Annotated in this window: 2 protein-coding genes; both read right to left on the minus strand. The window is 66.2% G+C overall.

Annotation, left to right across the window (positions count from 1 at the left end; genetic code table 11):
* Positions 1-580, minus strand: a 580-nt coding sequence (locus tag MU551_RS23765; protein WP_247048923.1) for an isocitrate/isopropylmalate family dehydrogenase, incomplete at its 3' end; no start/stop codon positions are given.
* Positions 577-1,460 (minus strand): aldehyde dehydrogenase family protein (locus MU551_RS23770; RefSeq protein ID WP_247048924.1); only part of this gene is annotated, 884 nt, incomplete at its 5' end. The genes MU551_RS23765 and MU551_RS23770, both read right to left, overlap by 4 nt.

Consider the following 1,460-nt stretch of genomic DNA (forward strand, 5'->3'; position numbering starts at 1 on the left):
CGATGCCGTTGCTTTTGGTCGCGGACGTCAGCTGGCCCGTGCGGGTTGCGGCGAGGGAGGCGGCGTAGTGGGCGGCGCGGGAGACGCCCAGGCGGGTGAAGATGGTTTCCTGGACGGCGCTTTCGTGTGGCAGGCCCCGGTACATCCGGCCGCCGACCTCGGAGTATTCACCCTCGTTGTTTTCCCGCACGATCAGGATATCGATCGGCTTCTCCGAAGCGAGCGGTGATTTCACGCCGTCGAGCGTTTTGACCGGGCGGAGGTTGATGTACTGCTGGAATTCCCGGCGGATCGGGATCAGCAAACCCCAGAGCGATTCCGTGTCGGGGACCTCCGGTGAGCCCACCGCGCCCAGGAAAATCGCCTCATGCTGTGCGAGCCGGTCGATTCCGTCCACGGGCATCATCCGCCCGTGCCGGCCGTAGTAGTCAGAGCCCCAGTCAAAGTACGTGAACGCCAGGTCCAGCCCGTGGATTGCGGCGATCCGCTCCAGGCACGTGATCGCCGCCGGGACGACTTCCTTGCCGATCCCGTCCCCGGCGATCACCGCGATACTGTGCCTGCTGGTTTCGTTGGTCATGGTGTGGTCCTTTCTGTCAGGCCGCCCAGGACCTGCCAGCGGGCCTTTGACTCGCCGAGGTTGATGATGGTGTTTTTGGGTTCTGTCATTTCGCGGACCGCGTGGCGGACCCCTTCACGGCCCACCCCGGATTTTTTGAACCCGCCAAAGGGCATCGAGTCGATCCGGACGTCGGAGGTCTCGTTGATGACCACCGCGCCGACGTGCAGTTTCTCGGCGATGGCCAGGGCCAGGTCGATGGACTGCGTGAAGACCCCCGCCTGGAGCCCGAACTCGGTGTTGTTCGCTTCGAACACGGCGTCCCTGACCTCGATGAACGGCAGGATGCTGACCACCGGGCCGAAGACTTCGTCCCGGATGACCTGGCATTCGGAGGGCACATCGGTCAGGACCGTCGGTTCGTAGTAGGCGTTCTTGCGGGTCCCGCCGGTGTGGACGGTGGCGCCGGCCGCCCTGGCCTCTTCCACCCATTCCTCCACCCGCCGGGCTTCGGCCTCGGAGATCAACGGGCCAACATCCGTGGACCGGTCCAGCTTCGGCCCCGTCCGCAGCTCCCTGGTCCCGGCCGTCACCAGGTCCAGGACCTGCTCGAAGAGTGAGGTGTGCACGTAAACGCGCTGGACCGACAGGCAGTTCTGCCCCGCCACACCGAACGCGCCGGCCACAATGGCTTTCGCCGCGGCCGCCGCGTCGGCGTCAGCGCACACGATCGTGGCGTTGTTCCCGCCGAGTTCGGACAGGATTTTCTTCGCCCCGGCCGCGGAGGCGATGCGATCCGCCGTCGCTGGGCCGCCGGTGAAGGAAATCAGGTCCACCCGCGGGTCAGTGACAACGGCCTCGGACACGCCCGGGCCGGTGACAATAGCGGCGATCCGGCCCG

It is taken from the genome of Arthrobacter rhizosphaerae, from assembly GCF_023062595.1.
In the GTDB taxonomy this organism is placed as follows: domain Bacteria; phylum Actinomycetota; class Actinomycetes; order Actinomycetales; family Micrococcaceae; genus Arthrobacter; species Arthrobacter rhizosphaerae.